This window comes from Micromonospora sp. NPDC049529, assembly GCF_055586685.1.
On sequence record NZ_JBVJHT010000009.1, the window covers coordinates 334,090 to 349,704 of the forward strand.

Annotated in this window: 15 protein-coding genes; 8 read left to right on the forward strand and 7 right to left on the reverse strand. The window is 73.0% G+C overall.

The window, feature by feature from the left end; genetic code table 11:
* Nucleotides 1-129: 129 nt before the first annotated feature.
* Both ACZ6QQ_RS17995 and ACZ6QQ_RS18000 read right to left on the reverse strand, forming a co-directional pair.
* Nucleotides 130-1,596 carry an NADH-ubiquinone oxidoreductase-F iron-sulfur binding region domain-containing protein gene (locus tag ACZ6QQ_RS17995; RefSeq protein ID WP_465877490.1) on the reverse strand — a complete coding sequence of 489 codons (1,467 nt, stop codon included), beginning with the start codon at nt 1,594-1,596 and terminating at the stop codon, nt 130-132.
* The gene (locus ACZ6QQ_RS18000; RefSeq protein WP_465877491.1) at nt 1,593-3,281 is read right to left on the reverse strand and encodes a hypothetical protein; all 1,689 of its coding nucleotides are present in this window, start codon (nt 3,279-3,281) and stop codon (nt 1,593-1,595) included. Before ACZ6QQ_RS18000 ends, ACZ6QQ_RS17995 begins: the two co-directional genes overlap by 4 nt.
* 182 nt (nt 3,282-3,463) lie before the next feature.
* Between ACZ6QQ_RS18000 and ACZ6QQ_RS18005 the strand changes: the two genes are divergently transcribed.
* Nucleotides 3,464-4,408 (forward strand): L,D-transpeptidase, encoded by a 945-nt coding sequence (locus ACZ6QQ_RS18005; protein ID WP_465877493.1) that lies wholly within the window; start codon nt 3,464-3,466, stop codon nt 4,406-4,408.
* A 201-nt stretch (nt 4,409-4,609) separates the two neighbouring features.
* Nucleotides 4,610-5,233 carry an SgcJ/EcaC family oxidoreductase gene (locus tag ACZ6QQ_RS18010; protein ID WP_465877494.1) on the forward strand — a complete coding sequence of 208 codons (624 nt, stop codon included), beginning with the start codon at nt 4,610-4,612 and terminating at the stop codon, nt 5,231-5,233.
* A 77-nt stretch (nt 5,234-5,310) separates the two neighbouring features.
* On the opposite strand, the gene ACZ6QQ_RS18015 is transcribed toward ACZ6QQ_RS18010, so the two are convergent.
* Both ACZ6QQ_RS18015 and ACZ6QQ_RS18020 read right to left on the reverse strand, forming a co-directional pair.
* Nucleotides 5,311-7,878, reverse strand: a complete 2,568-nt coding sequence (locus tag ACZ6QQ_RS18015; RefSeq protein WP_465877495.1) for an FtsX-like permease family protein — start codon at nt 7,876-7,878, stop codon at nt 5,311-5,313.
* Entirely contained in the window at nt 7,875-8,651 is a 777-nt protein-coding gene (locus tag ACZ6QQ_RS18020; protein ID WP_465877497.1) for an ABC transporter ATP-binding protein, read from the reverse strand. The genes ACZ6QQ_RS18015 and ACZ6QQ_RS18020 overlap by 4 nt, the downstream gene beginning before the upstream one ends.
* A gap of 148 nt (nt 8,652-8,799) precedes the next feature.
* Here ACZ6QQ_RS18020 and ACZ6QQ_RS18025 point away from each other — a divergent pair, with 148 nt between their 5' ends.
* The 4 genes from ACZ6QQ_RS18025 to ACZ6QQ_RS18040 all read left to right on the forward strand — a co-directional run bounded on the left by ACZ6QQ_RS18025 (nt 8,800) and on the right by ACZ6QQ_RS18040 (nt 11,727).
* Nucleotides 8,800-9,993, forward strand: coding sequence for a sensor histidine kinase (locus ACZ6QQ_RS18025; RefSeq protein ID WP_465877498.1), 1,194 nt, complete (start codon nt 8,800-8,802; stop codon nt 9,991-9,993).
* A gap of 64 nt (nt 9,994-10,057) precedes the next feature.
* A complete protein-coding gene (locus ACZ6QQ_RS18030; RefSeq protein WP_465877499.1) occupies nt 10,058-10,696 on the forward strand; it encodes a response regulator in 639 nt (212 codons plus the stop codon).
* A 119-nt stretch (nt 10,697-10,815) separates the two neighbouring features.
* The gene (locus tag ACZ6QQ_RS18035) at nt 10,816-11,355 is read left to right on the forward strand and encodes a hypothetical protein (RefSeq protein ID WP_465877501.1); all 540 of its coding nucleotides are present in this window, start codon (nt 10,816-10,818) and stop codon (nt 11,353-11,355) included.
* Between the two features lie 57 nt (nt 11,356-11,412).
* The gene (locus tag ACZ6QQ_RS18040) at nt 11,413-11,727 is read left to right on the forward strand and encodes a carboxymuconolactone decarboxylase family protein (protein ID WP_465877502.1); all 315 of its coding nucleotides are present in this window, start codon (nt 11,413-11,415) and stop codon (nt 11,725-11,727) included.
* Nucleotides 11,728-11,741: 14 nt separating this feature from the next.
* On the opposite strand, the gene ACZ6QQ_RS18045 is transcribed toward ACZ6QQ_RS18040, so the two are convergent.
* Both ACZ6QQ_RS18045 and ACZ6QQ_RS18050 read right to left on the reverse strand, forming a co-directional pair.
* Nucleotides 11,742-12,920 carry a hypothetical protein gene (locus ACZ6QQ_RS18045; RefSeq protein WP_465877503.1) on the reverse strand — a complete coding sequence of 393 codons (1,179 nt, stop codon included), beginning with the start codon at nt 12,918-12,920 and terminating at the stop codon, nt 11,742-11,744.
* Complete coding sequence (locus ACZ6QQ_RS18050; RefSeq protein ID WP_465877504.1) at nt 12,917-13,423, reverse strand: SigE family RNA polymerase sigma factor; 507 nt, start codon at nt 13,421-13,423, stop codon at nt 12,917-12,919. Before ACZ6QQ_RS18050 ends, ACZ6QQ_RS18045 begins: the two co-directional genes overlap by 4 nt.
* A gap of 222 nt (nt 13,424-13,645) precedes the next feature.
* On the opposite strand from ACZ6QQ_RS18050, the gene ACZ6QQ_RS18055 reads away from it, so the two are divergent.
* Nucleotides 13,646-13,987 (forward strand): hypothetical protein, encoded by a 342-nt coding sequence (locus tag ACZ6QQ_RS18055; RefSeq protein ID WP_465877506.1) that lies wholly within the window; start codon nt 13,646-13,648, stop codon nt 13,985-13,987.
* 131 nt (nt 13,988-14,118) lie between these two features.
* Nucleotides 14,119-14,313, forward strand: coding sequence for a hypothetical protein (locus ACZ6QQ_RS18060; protein WP_465877507.1), 195 nt, complete (start codon nt 14,119-14,121; stop codon nt 14,311-14,313).
* Between the two features lie 63 nt (nt 14,314-14,376).
* Here ACZ6QQ_RS18060 and ACZ6QQ_RS18065 read toward each other — a convergent pair whose 3' ends face one another.
* Nucleotides 14,377-15,597 carry a chymotrypsin family serine protease gene (locus ACZ6QQ_RS18065; RefSeq protein WP_465877508.1) on the reverse strand — a complete coding sequence of 407 codons (1,221 nt, stop codon included), beginning with the start codon at nt 15,595-15,597 and terminating at the stop codon, nt 14,377-14,379.
* Nucleotides 15,598-15,615: the final 18 nt, after the last annotated feature.

Here is a 15,615-nt window from a genome sequence, read left to right on the forward strand (position 1 = left end):
CAGCCAAAACCACCCCCCCCCCCCCCCCCCCCCCTCCCCCCCTCCTCCCCCCCCCCCCCCCCCCCCCCCCCCCCCCCCCCCCCCCCCGCCCCACTCGGGGCGGTGCCGGCTACTCCGGTGCGGTTCCGGCTATTTCGGGGCGGTCAGCCGGAGCGCCAGGGCGGGACACATCCGTACCGCCTTGCGGGCGCCGGCTTCGAGCCAGGTCGGCACCGGCGTGGGCGGGAACGACGGGAAACCGTTGCCGTCCAGCCGGATGAACTCGGGCACCACGTGGGCACAGAGCCCGTGCCCGTCACACCGGGACCAGTCCACCGCGAGCCGGGCGGAGACCGCCTCCGGACTCGCGGGCAGGCCCAGCACACCTTTTACCCGCCGGCCGCAACCGTCGCGGGTGGCATGGGCGGCCAGATCCTCGGCGAACACCTCGATCGCGGAGGTGGCGAACCGGGCGGTGCCGTCCGGGTGGCTGCACGCACCGCGTCCGCGTACCGCCCCGGCGGCGGCCCGGACGATGTCGGCGGCGGCGGTGCCGGCGACGATCAGGTCGACCGAGCGGGCCAGGTCCGGCAGGCCGAGCCGGCACGGTCCACACTGGCCGGCGGACTCCCCGGCGAGGTACTGCACCACCTGGGCCACCTCGCCGAGCGGACAGGTGTCCTGACCGAGCGGGATCATGATGCCGGCGCCGAGGGTGCCGTTGACCGCCGCCAAGCCCTTGCGGGAGATGACCGCCTTCGCCGCCGCCTCGGCGGTGATCCACCGCCCGTGGTAACCACCGGTCAGCACGCCCGGACCGTCGGGCACCTCGCACAGCCGCAGGATGTCGGCGAGCGGCGTACCGGCGGCGCACTCCACCACCGCGGGTCGGGCCGCCGCCCCGGTCACGGTCAACAGGACGGTGCCGGGCTCGTCGTCGGTGCCGACCGCCGCATACTCGTACGGCCCGAGCCGGGCGGCGATGGCGAGCTGCGCGTACGTCTCGGCGTTCGACAGCAGGGTGGGCATGCCGGCGACACCCGAGTCACTGGCCCGCTTCTTCACCCCGGGCGGGATGTGCGCCTCGCCGTTGATCCCCTTGACCAGCGCGCCGCCCTCGCCGGAGATGAACCGGTGCGGGACGGTGACGATCCCCGTTGGCACCGGCATCTGCCGTTCGGCGAGCGCGGCGGCGAGCGACGCCTCACCGATCCCGTCGTCGGCCACCCCGATCACGATCTCGTCCGCGTCGAGCGCGTACGCGACCATCGCCGCGCCGTCCAGGATCAGGTGCGGGGCGCGGGTGAGCAGGACCTTGTCCTTCCAGCTCGCCGGCTCGCCCTCGGTGGCGTTGACCACCACCACCGGGGCCAGGGCCTGCCGGCGGGCCGAGTCGAGGACGGCCTGCACCTTGCGGGCGAACGGGAAGCCGGCACCGCCCTTGCCCTTGAGCTTCATCTCCTCGGCGAGCTTGATCAGCCCGTCGACCGAGAGCCAGTCGAGTTCGCCGTGCACCTCCTCGTGCGCGAGCAGGTCCAGCCGGCCGTACTCGCTGAAGCCGGCGGTCAGTCGCGGCGCCCCGAAGGTGGCGACCGGGGGTACGGTCGTCCGACTCACTTGGCCTCACCCCGCAGCTCACGCCAGTACGCCTCGTCCACGCTGTCCCCGGCGCCGCGCTTGCGCCGCCCGGAGCGGCCCGAGGAGCCGTCCGTGCCGGCCGCCCGCATCGCCCGTCGCAGGTCCAGGTTGACCAACGTCGGGGTGTCGTCCACCACCGGGGGCGGGGCATCGCCCCGACGCGGCTGGTAGTCCAGGTCGGCATCGTCGTCGGCCCGTCGCCGGGGCCGGTAGTCGACCTCGGCATCGTCGTCGGCCTGCCGGCGCGGTCGGTAGTCGACCTCGGCATCGTCGTCGGCCTGCCGGCGCGGCCGGTAGTCCAGGTCCGCCTCGTCGTCGGCGCCCCGGCGGGGCCGGTAGTCGACCTCGGCCTCCGGTTCCGCTCCCCGGCGCGGCCGGTAGTCCCGGTCGGCGTACTCCCGGTCGGCGTAGTCCCGCCCGGCAGAGTCACGTTCCGCATAGTCCCGACCGACCGAGTCACGGTCGGCATAGTCCCGACCGACGGAGTCACGGTCGGTGTAGTCACGGTCGGCGGAGCGGGAGCGGCGGCCGCTGTTCCGCTGGGGTCGACCGCTGTCGAGGTAGTCCCGCTCCACGTCGGCGTCGAGGTGGTCGCGCCCGCCGTCCGCCTCCGAGCGGCGCCGGCTGGTCGGGGCGGAGTCGGTGTCGGTCCGCGCCGACCAGCGCCGGCCGTACCGGGGGCCGTCGGCGACCGGCTCGGCCCCGACGGTGCCGGGACGGGGCACCTCCGGTACGACGAACCGGCTCGACCGGCGCCCCGGCGTCTCCTCGGCGGCGGTGCGGTCGGGCCGCGCCCGGCGTCCGACCCGCTCCTGCGCCCGGCCGACCCGCAGGTTCCCGACGCCCTCCGGTTCGGCCCAGCTGACCCGGACGTCGCCCGCCCCGGCACCGGCGAGCGTGGTACGCGTCTCGGCGCCGTCGCGTACCGCCCTGCCGACCGGCTTGATCGTGCCGGTGGTCTGCCCCTGGTCGCGGCGCTTGCGGCCGAGGCTGACCGAGAGCCGGACCAGTAGCGCCACGATCACCAGGAAGACGCAGAGCAGGTAGCTCAGGGTGACCCAGGCGGCGGGCTGACGACCGGCGTTCAGGCCGTGGGTGAGCGCGACCGGCCAGGAGGCGTACGCGGTGCTGTGCAGGGCGCGCCACATCCACGGCTTGCCCCGGTCGACGAAACGGGCCCGGATCAGGCCGGTCCAGAGGGTGGCGACCATCAGGTACGCGGCGATCGTGCCGAGCCCGACGTAGAGCCCCCGCTGCGAGACGAACGGGAGGAAGGCGTCGGTGGGTGCGGCCCGCCCGCCGGAGACCTTGGTGAGGATGTGCAGGCCGAGGGTGGTGACCGCGATGATCCCGGTGGTCCGGTGCGCCGACTGGAGCAGTACCCGGTGCCGGACCAGCAGCACTATCCGGTCGGTGGCCAGCAGCCCGGCCATCACGGTCAGGCTGAGCGAGACCAGGGCGACCACCCCGGCGTAGAACTCAAGGTAGACGTAGCTGTAGACGTAGAGCACCTGGCCCGCCGCGGTGAGCATGGCCAGGGCCCAGGCGGCGGCCAGTAGGGACGCGCCGAGCACCGCTATCGCACCCTTGGACCGCTGCGGCGTACCCCGGCTGGTGACGGTCCTGGGATTGGCGGGTCGCTGGATCTGCTGTGTCCGAGCCATACGCTCCTCGATCTCCCACCCAAGCTCTTCCGTCACGTCATACGTAGGAACGGGGCGAGCGGATGAGGGGCTGACGCGATTTCTTCTCATGATCGGTACGGGGATCGCCGGTCGACCCGAACCATCGCCACCGAACGGCGAGACTTACCAAATGAGAGGAGTTCACCACGTACAGTTAATGTGTGCCTTTTGTCCCTTCGGAACCGCCGGGTCCGAGTCGGACGCGTGCGCGTCTGCTGCTCTCCGCTGGCCTCCTCGCACTGCTCGGCGGCACGGTCGCGCTGACCCTGGTGATCACCTCGGGAGTCGGCCCGGACCAGGTCGCCCCGGCTCCGGTCACGTCGACTCCGGCGCCGAGCCCGACCGGCCCGGCGAACAGCGCGCCGACTGTCGAGCCATCGATAACCGCGATACCGCCGCCGGCCAACCTACCAGTGGTCGACTATGCTGCGGCACCCGGCGGTTTCCCCGCCGACCCGGACCCTTTGTCGACCGTACGCCTGGGTGAGGGACTGCGTCCCACCGCCAAGGTCGGCGCGTACGACGCACCCGGCGGCCGGCCCCGGGCCTTCCTGGAGCCGTATCTCGCCGGGGTGCCCCTGGTCATGCCCATCGTGGAACGTCGGTCCGGCTGGACCGCCGTCCTGCTCCCCTCGGCGAACCGGACCGTCGCCTGGGTGCCGCCCGGCGACTGGACCACCGTGCCGCTGCGCGACCAGCTCGTCGTGGAACGGAAGACCTACCGGCTGACCTGGCTGCGCGACGACAAGCCGGTCCAGACCTGGCGGACCACGCTCGGCACCCGCGAAACGCCGACCCCACTCGGTCGCACCTTCATCCTCGGCCGCTCCGCCCTGATCGGCCAGGTGTACGCCGACACCGACGTCTTCGCCCTCGGCGCGGTCCCCGACGACCCGGACGCGGTGCCGGCCGGCCTGCGCGGCGCCCACATCGGACTGCACACCTGGTACAACGACGACGACCTCGGCACCGACGTCACCGACGGCTGCATCCGGATCACCCGCAGCGGCCAGCGCAAACTGCTGGAAGAGATCGACCCCGGCACGACGTTGGTGGTCGTCGACAAGCTTCCCGCCGCCACTCCGGGCCCGCTCACCGGGGACTGACGATCGCGCGGCGGGTCACCGCGTACCCGCTCGGACACGAACCCATCCGCGCTAGCCGCTGGCGACCATGGTGTCCATAGCGGAAACGCATCGACCCAACTCGACGTGTCGACGGCCGGACCGTCCCTTCCGGCGGTTCTGGACCGGACCGACGTCAATCTATATTCGTGGTCCTCATTCCGCTCTACCCAAGGAGCGCAAGTGCGACGGACCATCCGCATCCTCATCGTCGGCGCGTTCGGTGCCGCCCTGGTCGCCGGGGGCGGCATCAGCGCGGCGGCGATAACACTGCCGTCGTCGGTGCCGGCGAGCGCCACACCGTCCGCGCCGTACACCCCCTCGGCGCCGCCGGTGACCCCGTCCGCACCGCCGACGACCCCCGCGACACCGCCGCCGACGACGACCCCGTCCGCACCACCCACGACCGGCACACCGAAACCGCCGACCGAGCAGCAGATCAAGGACCTCTTCAAGGGCTGGGACGAGGCCCTGGCGACCGGTGACGCGACGAAGGTCGCCGACCGGTACGCGCCGGACGCCGTCCTGCTCCCGACGGTCTCCGACGAGGTGCGCAAGACCCGTGCGGGGATCATCGACTACTTCGAGCACTTCCTGGCAAAGAAGCCGCGCGGCACGATCAAGGACTCGACCGTCAAGATCATCGGCGACAAGGTGGCCATCGACACCGGCGTCTACGAGTTCACGGTGACCACCGACGGCGTGACCGAGAAGGTGCCGGCGCGCTACACCTTCGTCTACGAACTGCGGGACGGGAAGTGGCTGATCGTCAACCACCACTCGTCGAAGATGCCGGAGCAGAAGTGATTTCCGGATAGGCCATGCACGCGCCGGCCGAACCCCCGGGACGGGTTCGGCCGGCGCGACCGTCGGGCCCCGCCCGGTCAGGTGTCGGTGCCCAGGGCGGTCACCGGGCTGACCCGGGACGCGCGCCGGGCCGGCAGCAGACCGGCCAGCGCGGTCAGCGCGATCAGGGCCAGGAACAGGCCGGCGAGGGGTAGCGCCGGGAACTCCAGCGGCGCGTTGGCACCCAGGGCCTCGATCGACAGCCAGGCGTACGGGACGCCGAGCAGGAGGCCGAGCGTGGCGCCGATCAGCCCGTACAGCCCCGCCTCGGTGGTGAGCATGAAACGCAGCCCGCCCCGGGACAGCCCGACCGCGCGGAGCAGCCCGGACTCGCGTACCCGCTCGACCACCGAGAGGGCGGTGGTCGCGCCGACACCGACAACGGCGATCAGCACGGTCAGCCCGACCAGCCCGATCGCGATCCCGAGCAGCGTGTCGATGAATCCGTTGATCTCGTCGCGCTTGTCGGCGAGCACGGCCAGGCCGAGCCCGTCGGTCCCCTCGGTCACCTGCCGCAGCGCCTTCTGCCCCGCCGTACGGCCGTCCTCGCCGGATCCGGTGGCGTCGGCAAGCAGCCCGGCGTAGCCGGCCGGGGCGCCGAGCCGATCCAGGTCGGCCGGGTCGAGCACCACACCCGACATCAGCGGGGTGGCCCCGGGCAGGACCGCGGCGACCCGTACGTCGATGGTCCGCCGCTCCCGGGTCAGCGTGATCCGGTCACCGGCGCGCAGGCCGGTGTCCCAGGTCACGTGCCCGGCGAGGATCACCGCGCCGGGGCCGAGGTCGGCGACCCGACCCGACCGTACGTCGAGTTTGCGGACCGCCGGCAGCGCGGCCAGGTCGAGGTCGGTGGCGTCGAACGCCGACTCCCCCGCACCGCCGACCGGCGCCGTCCCGCCGGAACGCCCCAGGCTCAGCCCGTCCAACCGCCGGTACGGCGTCACGTTCCCGATCTCGCCGCGGCCGCGCGCCGCCTCGACCACTCCCGCCGGCAGGGTCGAGCCGGCGCCGGCCGTCACCTCGAAGTCGGCGGGTGCGGTGACGGCGAGTTCCCGTTCGCCCAGCACCCGCATGGAGGAGCCGCCGACCAGGACCCCGGCGATCAGGGTCACCCCGAGCGCCACGACGACCGAGACGGCGGCGGCCCGCCGGGGTGCCCCGCCGATGCCGCCGACCGCCAGCCGCCCGACCGGGCCGAGCCGGCGCAGCGGCCAACCGACCAGCCACAGCACCGGCCGGACCAGCACCGGACCCAGCGCCACCAGGGCGAAGAAGGCCAGCGCACCGGAGATGACGATCATGAGCAGGGGTGTCTGCGGGTTGTAGTTCTCCGGTTGCGGGCCGGGTAGCCGGGTCACCACGAGCCCGGCCAGCAGCGCCGCCCCGGCAGCCAGCAGCAGACCGCCGACCAGCCGGGCCGGGCCGATGTCGCGCCGGCCGGAGGTGGTACTCGCCGCCCGCATCGCCTCCAGCGGGGCGACCCGCGCCGCGCCGAACGCCGGTGCCAGCACCGCGACCAGGGTGACCAGGGCCGCGCCGGCCACCACGGCGAGCCCGGGAACCAGCGGCAGTCCCGGTGACGACACGGTCAGCCCGAACGCCCGCAGCAGCACCGGCAGGGCGTGCCCGAGGACGAGCGCGAGGGTGACGCCGACCGTACCGGCGACGAGCCCGGTCAGCGCGCCCTCGACGGCGAGCGCCCCGGCGAGCCGGCCCCGGCCGGCGCCGATCGCCCGCAGCAGGGCGAGCTGCCGCATCCGCTGGGCGAAGACGATCCGGAAGGTCGAGGTCGCCACCAGGGCGGCGGCCGCCACCGCGATCGAGATGAACATGCCGACCAGGGCGAACACCGGACCGAGCCGGGCCACCGCCCGCTGCGCCTCCGCGGTCCGGACCTCCGCACCGGTACGCAGCACCGGGCGCTCCGGTTCGGCCACCGCCGCGAGGATGCCCTCCACCCGGGCGCGTACCGCCGCCGGATCGGCGTCCCCGGCGAGGCGCAGGTCGACCTGGCCGAGCCGGTCCGTCCCGCCGAGCGCGGTCACGATCCGGTCCGGGGCGTACGCGTCCTGGCCGCTGTCGTCGTTCGACTCGACCACGCCGGTGACGGTGAGCGTGACCGGTCCGGTCGGCGCCCCGGTCGCGGCGGTGGTGACCGTGCCGACGCCCAGCCCCATCCGTTCGGCGGTACGGACGGTCACGGCGATCTCGCCGGTGGCGTCCGGGTAGCTGCCCTGGACGATCCGGGCGCGGGCGAGCGGGCCGGAGCCCGGATCGGCGTGCAGCCCGAGGTACGTGCTGCCCGAGCCGCCGAGGCCGAGCCCGGCGTCGATCCGGCCGGCCGCCTCGGCGACGCCGGGCAGTTCGCGGATCCGGCGGAGTACGTCGGTGCCGACCGGTGTCCCCTCCGGGTCGCCGACGACGAGGTCGACCGCGGCCGGCGTGCCGCTGGCGGTCGCCTCCACCGTCCGCTCGGTGATCTGCTGGGCCAGTACGGCGGCGAACACGACGAACGACGCGACCAGTACGGCCAGCCCGGTCAGCAGCAGCCGGCTCGGGCGGCGGGTCACCCCGCGAAGCTGGGTACGCAGCACGGTGGCGCTCATCGGGTCGCCGCCAGCCGGTGCAGCGCCTCGGTCACCGAGGCATGGTCGGGACGGGCGAGGTCACCGGCGATCCGCCCGTCGGCGAGCAGCACCGCCCGGTCGGCGTACGCGGCGGCGGTCGGGTCGTGGGTGACCATGACGATGGTCTGGCCGAGGTCGCGTACGGAGTCGCGCAGGAAGGTGAGCACCTCGGCACCGGAGCGGGAGTCGAGGTTGCCGGTCGGCTCGTCGGCGAAGACCACCTCGGGGCGGGACACCAGGGCGCGGGCCAGTGCCACCCGCTGCTGCTGGCCGCCGGACAGTTCGCTGGGCCGGTGACCGAGCCGGTCGCCGATGCCGAGCACCTCGACCAGGTGGGCGTACAGGTCCGGGTCGGGGCGCCGGCCGGCGAGGTCGAGCGGCAGGGTGATGTTCTGCGCGGCGGTGAGCTGCGGCAGCAGGTTGAACGACTGGAAGACGAACCCGATCCGCTCCCGCCGGACGGTGGTCAGGGCCCGGTCGGACTGCGTGGTCAGGTCGGTGCCGCCGAGCAGCGCCTGACCGGAGGTGGCCGAGTCCAGGCCGGCGAGGCAGTGCATCAGGGTCGACTTGCCCGAGCCGGACGGGCCCATGATGGCGGTGAACTCGGCCCGGCCGAAGCCGACCGTGACCCCGTCCAGGGCCCGTACGGCGGTGTCGCCGGTGCCGTACACCTTGACCAGGTCGACCGCGGCCACGGCGGCCCGGCTCCGGTCGGCCTGCGCGGATGTGACGGCGTGGTGCTGCGCACTCATCGATCCTCCAGTGGCTGTCCGAACTACTCGGCTGGAGTCTCGCGGCCGGTCACCGTGACGCGCATCGGTCCGCAGCCGGGTTCGGGCGGCGGCGGCTCTGACTTTCGGCCGATCTGCGATCGCCGCGCACTCACTACCCTGGGTCACGATGATGATGTCCCGACTGCAACGACTGTGGCTCCGCCTGGGCCAGCTCGCGGCCCTGGCGGGGATGGCGCTGCTCGGGCTCGTCGACCTGCACGGCGGCCTGTTCGCGGAGTCCGGCACCGCCGCCCTGGCCCTGGTACGGATCGGGCTGGCGGTGGCCACGGCGGTGATCTGGCTGCCGGCCCGCCGGCGGATCTCCCGGCGGCTGCCGAAGCAGGCGCTGGTGCTCGCCGCCGGGTCACTGGCGGTCACGCTCGTGATGGCGTTGCCCGGCCTCGACCGCACCAACCCGGCGGGGTGGGGCTGGGCGGAGGCGGCGGGCCTGCTCGGGGTGCTCTGGGTGGTGGCCCGCCGGGCGCCGGTCCGCTGGGCGCCGGGCACGGTGCTCGCCGTCGGGACGGCACTGGTGCTGCTGCCGGCCCGGACGGGGGACGGCTCGATGTACGTGATCGCCGCGCTGTTCCTGGCGCTGTGCGGGTGCGGGGCCACGGTCGGCGGGGCGTACCTGCGGTTGCTGGACGACGGGCGGGAGCGGGCGATGGCCACGGTCCGGGCCGAGCAGCGCGCCGAGTTCGCCCGTGACCTGCACGACTTCATCGCCCACCACGTCACCGGGATCGTGGTGCAGGCGCAGGGCGCCCGGTTCGTCGCCGAGCAGGACCCGCAGCGGGTGATCCTGGCGTTGGAGCAGATCGAGCGGGCCGGTGCGGAGACGATGACGTCGATGCGGCGGATGGTGGGGATCCTGCGCGACCCGCAGGCGGCACCGGACGCGCCGCTGGCGCCGCTGGCCGGGGTGGCGGAACTGGCACCGCTGCTGGCCCGGTTCAACGGCGCGTCGACGGCGGTGGCCCGGCTGCACGTCGACGGGAGCCTGGAGGAGATTCCGGTGGAGGTGTCCACCTCCGGCTACCGGGTGGTGATGGAGGCGCTGACGAACGTACGCCAGCACGCGTCCGGGGCCCGGTCGGTGGACGTCTCGGTTCGCCGTACCCGGGACTGGTTGTTGGTCCGGGTGACCGACGACGGTGCCGCCCACCGCGTCCCCGGCCCGCGCGGACACCACGGGTACGGTCTGCTCGGTCTGACCGAGCGGGTACGCGCGGTCGGCGGGCGCTTCTCCGCCGGTCCGGGCCCCGACGGCGGCTGGCTGGTGGACGCGGCGCTGCCGCTGCGGCAGGCGGTGACCGGGTGATCGCAGTGGCAGGTGATGACCGGGCGATCGCAGCGGCGGGCGGCGCACGGCAGGGGGTGACCGGGTGATCCGGGTGATGATCGCCGACGACCAGGCGATGGTCCGGACCGGCTTCGGCATGATCATCGGCGCCCAGCCGGACATGACGCTGGTCGGCGAGGCCGCCGACGGTGTGACGGCGGTGGCGCTGGCCCGGCAGTTGCGCCCGGACGTGGCCCTGCTCGACATCCGGATGCCCCGGATGGACGGGCTGGAGGCGCTCCGGCTGCTCGCCGGCCCCGGCGTCGCCGACCCGGTCCGGGTGGTCGTGGTGACCACCTTCGACCTGGACGAGTACGTGCACACCGCGCTGCGCAACGGCGCCTGCGGTTTCCTGCTCAAGGACTCCGGCCCGGCGTTGCTGGTCGAGGCGGTCCGGGCGGCGGTCTCCGGGGACGCGCTGATCAGCCCGTCGATCACCGTACGACTGCTGGAGCACCTGAGTCCCCCGGCACCGGCCCGCGACGACGCCGGCCTGTCCCCGCGCGAACTCGACGTGGTGAAACTGGCCGCGCGGGGGCTGACCAACGCCGAGATCGCCGCCCGGCTGTTCATCGCGGTCGGCACCGTCAAGACCCATCTCGGCAGCGTGCAGACGAAACTCGGCGCCCGTAACCGGGTGGAGATCGCGGCCTGGGCGTGGGAACGCCGGTTGCTCGGCTGAACTGCTCCGGGCGGCCCGCATCCCGCGATCCGGCACCCGAGCCGGGGTCGGGCTGGGATCATCTCCAGGGGGCGACCGGAGGCGTTCTCCCAGCTCATCTCGGGTGAAGGAGGGGCGCGATGCCCGACGACCAGATCCTGTCCGAGTCCGCGTTCCACGCGGTGATCAACGCGCCGATCCAGCGGGTCAACATCGCCGACTGGCTGTTCAACCTGCCGGACGCGGAGTACCAGCGGTGCGCGCCGCCGGACCACATCGCGGCCGGCTACACCACGACCGACGACGGCCGCCCGATGTCGATCAACGTGGAGCAGATCGGCGACGGGTTGATCGTCCAGCACTACGTGGCCGACCCGGCCGGTCCGCACCACTGCCGGATGGTGTCGATCTCCGACGTCTACACCACGGGTGGGCGTACCAAGGTCAGGGTCATCTGGGATCTCAGCGTCAAACCGATCGACGACGGACGCTGCGAGTACACCAACAGCGTGGTCGCCCTGACCACCCCCGAGTTCCTGGACTTCATCGACCGGCAGGGCATCACCCTGCAACAGGCCGCGGCGGCCCGCCAGGTCGCCTCGGCGGACCACAACAGCCGGGAAACCCCGCTGTACGCGCAGAGCATCGAACGCCGGGCGCTGGGCACCACCCCCGGCTGACCGCCACCGCCGCTCCCCCGCCACCGCCCGCGAGATCAGCTCCCCGAAGGGACCACCATGAGTACGCCGGACCCGACCTTCGACCTGGCCCACGCCTTCTCGCCCCGGCTCGCGGCCCTGGTCGACAACCCGATCTACAGCGATGTCTGGACCGACCCGGCGTTGAGCCCCCGTGACCGGAGCCTGGCCACGGTCGCCGTACTGGCCGCGCTGTACCGGCCGGACGAGTTGCCGGGGCACCTGCGGCGGGCGATCAACAACGGGGTGACCCGGGACGAGATCGCCGCACTGCTCACCCACGTCGCCTTCTACGCCGGCTTCCCGGCCGCCATCTCCGCCTCCGCCATCGCCGCCCGCACCCTGCCCGCCTGACCTGGCCGGCTGGCTCAGGGCAGGGACGGCGCCGGCCACGTGCCGGGGTCACGGCCGGAGACCGGTTCGAACCCGCCGATCATCTGGAGGGCGTCCCCGACACGGGGCTGCCCCGGCTGCCCCAACTGAATCTCGACGACCTCGGCGATCCCGTCGCCGTAGTCGTACCGGGTCGTACCCTCGACAACCTCCACCTGCCGGCCGGCCACCACGGTGTTCGGGTTCGGCGGTGCGGCGAACTCACCCGTCGAGGTCCGTACGGTGAGCACCGCGCCGCCGGCCCTGAGCCCCATCGAACTGTCGCTGACTCCGCCCGGTGCCGTCAGGGCGAAGGAGCAGGAGTCGACGGTGGCGCCGGGCGGGGCCCAGGTGAGCCGGAAGTTCACCACGCACCAGTGCACCCGGTCGAAGCGGAGCCACTGCGCCACCTGGAGCAGGGCGGCCCGGTCGTCCTCCGCCCGGCCGCCGAGGGTGCTGTCGAAGTACAGGTGGACCCCGACCCACACCTGCGGTGCCTGCTGCCAGCGCAGCACCCCGTACCGGTCGGCCTCGGGTATTCCCCGGCCCAGGGTCAGCGTCGCCGGCCTGCCGTCGACGGTGACCTGTTCGGTGATCGGCGGCTCGGCCGACACCTCCCGGCCGGCCGTTCGTACGCCGTAGATCGCGCTCTGTGAGGAGGCCACGAACATGTGGTACTCGCTGAACGAGCGGCGCCAGCTCACCGCCCGGTTCACCTCCAGCCACTCGATTCCCGGCCCCGACCACCAACGCAGTTGGGACACGTCCGGGTCGGTGACGTCGAGGTGCAGCAGGCGCGGGTCGGCGCCGACCTCGCCACCGGCACTCACCGGTGTTGCCGTGCTCGCCGTCGGGGGGCGCGAATCTCCCAGCGCCGGCTGGCGCTGCTCCTCGGGCAGGGGGCTCGGGGAGGAGGGCGGCCCGGTCGGGGCGGCGGAGGTGGGCGGGGTGGTTGCCGGGGGGCCGGGGGCGGCGGCGGGCTGGGGTACGAGGGCGACGAGCCCCACCGCGACCAGGACCGCCGCGCCGACCCCGGTGCTGACCAGGGTCTGCCGGATCCGGCGTCGCCGCATTCCCGATCGCCGGGCGCCAGCGAGCAGGCTCTCGACGTGCACACTGCCTTCGGCCCGGTCCCGGATGGCCACCATGATCGACTCGTCGATTTCGCCGCTCATCGCTGCTTCCCCTCCGAGGTCAGGGCCGGCGGCGTGCCCAGCCGCCGGCGGAGTGTCGCGAGAGCCCGCATCGTCTGGGTGCGGACGGTGACGGGCGAGCACCGGAGGATCTCGGCGATGGTGTCGTCGTCGAGGTCCTCGTAGAACCGGAGCACCACCGCCGCCCGCTGTTTGGTCGGCAGCTCGGCGACGAGTCGCCAGGTGGCGTCGCGTTCGGCGGTCTGGTGGGCGATGTCGAGCCGGTCGCAACGGTCCACGATGGTCCCGGTGGCCAGCTCGTGTGCGGACCGCCGCCGCCACCAGGACGCGTTCGCGTTGACCAGCATCCGGCGCAGGTACACGTCGGGGTCACCGTGCCGCGCGATCCGGTGCCAGCGGACGTACGCCTTGCCCAGCACCTCCTGGACCAGGTCCTCGGCCAGGTGCCGGTCGGCCACGAGCAGCCGCGCGAGCTGGACCAGCCGGGCCCCTCGCAGCCGTACGTAGTCGTCGAATTCGACCACCGTCGTCCCCCTTGAGTTCGGCCGTCGTACTCATCCACGCGTCGAGGGGCCGCCGTTGTTGCACGGGCCCGGCCAGGAAACGGGTGGCCCGGTCGCCACGCAGCGTGGTCACCGGGCAGGTTGAGTCGGTCAGCAGACAGTTCTTCCTGACGATCTGTCACAAAACATAAACTCACAGTGATCGCCCCACTACCCATCGAGTGCTTCGGTTGGGAAGGTGCCATGCACGAGTTAGCGGACAAGAACAAGTACGTCGCGTTCCTGTTCATGAAGATCAGTCCCGAGTACTTCGCCCTCGGCCGGGACGGCATCCACGAGGTCTCCGCCGGTCACGCGCGGGAGATGGGCAAGTTCGCCAAGCTGCTGACCCACGTGGTGACCAGCGGAGTGGACGGCCGCTACGACCAGGTGACGATCGTCGAGGCGGACACCCTGGAGGAGATCCACGCGGCGGCCACCGACTTCCGGATGGGCGCCAAGGCGCGGTACATCGAGATCGTGGACATCGTGGTCGGTATGAAGGCGCCGCCGCGCGGCCTGGCGAAGCGCGCCGCCGTCGAGTAGGGCGAGCCGGTTCCCGTACCGGCGACCGTGCACATTCGACGGTTGCCGGTACGGGAAACCGACCCCGGTACGGGAAACCAACCGGCCGAACGGTCGTCGACCACCTCACCACCGCCCGGCATGATCGGTCGATGTTCTCGTCCTGGTCGTGGTTGCGCAGTCCGCGACCGTTCGTCCTGCTGCTCGGGTTCGTCTTCGTCGTCCTGGCGATGATCGGGGTGTCCCCGCCACCGGCGCGGGTGCCGCGTGCGCCGCTCGGCGTCCTCCTGCTGTGCTGGGCGGCGATCGTGCCGGCGACGGCCGCGGCTCTCGTCCACGGGCTGTAGGAACACGGTGGTGGGCCGGCTGACAGCCGACCCACCACGTCGAGCGACGGAAGCGTCCCTGGGTCAGCCCAGGACGATGCCCGCACCGTAGTAGTTCAACGAGCCGACGTAGCCGGCTCCGGCGACCAGCGGTGCGTAGAAGACGATGGTCGAACCGACCGGCGAGACACCGGGGCAGGCGACGTTCGACGTACCCGCGGAGACGGTGCCACGGGCGTCGACCCGGCCGTCGGCCCGGTACGAGTAGACCGGGCCGCCGCTGTCGCCGGGAGCGACCGCGCAGGTGTTGTTGAGCTGCACGCCGTACGTCATCGGGCCGATGACGTAGCCGACGTTGACGTACTGGTTGACGGCCTGCACCTGGATGTTGCAGTGCTCGCCGCTGGAGGCGCCACCGGTACAGATGATGTTGCCGACGAAGTCGGTGACCGCACCGCCGACGCCGACGCTGGTCGAGGCGTTGTAGGCGCCGGTGTAGATCCGACCGGAGGTGGAGGCGTTGATCATGAGGGTGTCACGCGGGTCGTTGTCGTTGATGATCGGACCGGCCACGCCCCAGCCCGGCACGCTGGCGTTCTGGCCGTTCGACCCGCAGTGACCGGCGGTCATGATCCGGTTCGCGCCGCCCCAGCTGACGGCGAAGCCGGTGCTGCAACCGCCGACCGGGGTGGTGTAGCGGGCGCCGCCCCAGAACGGGGCGGTGTCCGCCTGCCGACCGATCATCATCTCGGGCTGGTCGCCGAGGGCGTAGGTCACCGGCAGCTTCGCGCTACCGGCGACGACCGAACGGCTCTTCGCCTCGGCGGTCCGCACGACGGTCACCGTGACACCGCTGCCGTCGGCCTTGGGGCCGGCGGAGGCGACGCCGGGGAGCGCGGCGAGCCGGGCGGCCTCGGCACCCATCTCGGTCATGCTGAACCGGGCGGGGAAGAACGTGACCGGAACACCGGTGGTGGCGGCGATCCCGGACACCGAGGCGGGGACGGCGCCCTTCCAGTAGACCCGGACCTCGCGGTTCTCGGGAGCGGCGACGATGCCGGCCAGGCCGGAGCCGGCGTTGGCCGAGATCTTCGACGCGGCCGCGTTCAGCTCCTCCTGGGCCGCGAACAACGCGGTCCAGCTCTGGTAGCCGCCGGGCGGGGAGCCGGCCGGCTGGCCGGACGGGGTGGTGGGCTTGGCCGACGCCGCGGTGGAGCCGGCGATCAGCAGCGTGACGGCGGCGACGGCGACGAACACCCGCCGGGCGGTTCTCCGCCGGGCGGTGGGTCCGTGTGTTTGGGTCAAGACGACCTCCTGGTCAAA

Coding starts and splice junctions, on each gene's coding strand:
- ACZ6QQ_RS18000 (WP_465877491.1), bottom strand. CDS start 3,281: ATGGCTCGGACACAGCAGATCCAGCGACCCGCCAATCCCAGGACCGTC.
- ACZ6QQ_RS18015 (WP_465877495.1), bottom strand. CDS start 7,878: ATGAGCGCCACCGTGCTGCGTACCCAGCTTCGCGGGGTGACCCGCCGC.
- ACZ6QQ_RS18020 (WP_465877497.1), bottom strand. CDS start 8,651: ATGAGTGCGCAGCACCACGCCGTCACATCCGCGCAGGCCGACCGGAGC.
- ACZ6QQ_RS18025 (WP_465877498.1), top strand. CDS start 8,800: ATGATGATGTCCCGACTGCAACGACTGTGGCTCCGCCTGGGCCAGCTC.
- ACZ6QQ_RS18035 (WP_465877501.1), top strand. CDS start 10,816: ATGCCCGACGACCAGATCCTGTCCGAGTCCGCGTTCCACGCGGTGATC.
- ACZ6QQ_RS18040 (WP_465877502.1), top strand. CDS start 11,413: ATGAGTACGCCGGACCCGACCTTCGACCTGGCCCACGCCTTCTCGCCC.
- ACZ6QQ_RS18045 (WP_465877503.1), bottom strand. CDS start 12,920: ATGAGCGGCGAAATCGACGAGTCGATCATGGTGGCCATCCGGGACCGG.
- ACZ6QQ_RS18055 (WP_465877506.1), top strand. CDS start 13,646: ATGCACGAGTTAGCGGACAAGAACAAGTACGTCGCGTTCCTGTTCATG.
- ACZ6QQ_RS18060 (WP_465877507.1), top strand. CDS start 14,119: ATGTTCTCGTCCTGGTCGTGGTTGCGCAGTCCGCGACCGTTCGTCCTG.